Origin of the sequence: Paenibacillus sp. FSL R5-192 (genome assembly GCF_000517845.1) — a bacterium.
Classification (GTDB): Bacteria; Bacillota; Bacilli; order Paenibacillales; family Paenibacillaceae; genus Paenibacillus; species Paenibacillus amylolyticus.
The window spans coordinates 1-465 of record NZ_ASPR01000053.1; the positions used below are offsets into that span (position 1 = coordinate 1).

At 53.3% G+C, this 465-nt stretch carries 2 tRNA genes and 1 rRNA gene; all 3 read right to left on the reverse strand.

The features are described 5' to 3' along the window. Window positions 1–2: 2 nt before the first annotated feature. Window positions 3–75 (reverse strand) — tRNA-Ala (locus C161_RS27035). A 33-nt stretch (window positions 76–108) separates the two neighbouring features. Next, window positions 109–182 (reverse strand) — tRNA-Ile (locus tag C161_RS27040). A 59-nt stretch (window positions 183–241) separates the two neighbouring features. After that, a 5S ribosomal RNA gene (gene rrf / locus C161_RS27045) occupies window positions 242–358 on the reverse strand. Window positions 359–465 lie beyond the last annotated feature (107 nt).

Consider the following 465-nt stretch of genomic DNA (forward strand, 5'->3'; position numbering starts at 1 on the left):
GGTGGAGCCAAGCGGGATCGAACCGCTGACCTCCTGCTTGCAAGGCAGGCGCTCTCCCAGCTGAGCTATGGCCCCATACACTGTGTATTTCTTGTTGTGGTCTTGCTATGGGCCCTGGTGGACTCGAACCACCGGCCTCACCCTTATCAGAGGTGCGCTCTAACCAACTGAGCTAAGGGCCCTAATATATATCCCTTATTCCTTGGCAAGGGGGGCAAAAAAAATACCCCAAAGGGAAATCGCTTGGCGGCGTCCTACTCTCCCAGGACCCTGCGGTCCAAGTACCATCGGCGCTAGAGGGCTTAACGGTCGTGTTCGGGATGGGTACGTGTGGAACCCCTCCGCCATCGCCACCAAACGCATAGCTTAGCTTACATTCAGAGATCATTCTCTGAAAACTAGATTCGAAACGAAACATGCGAATTATCACTTGCTATTGGATAAGCCCTCGACCGATTAGTACTG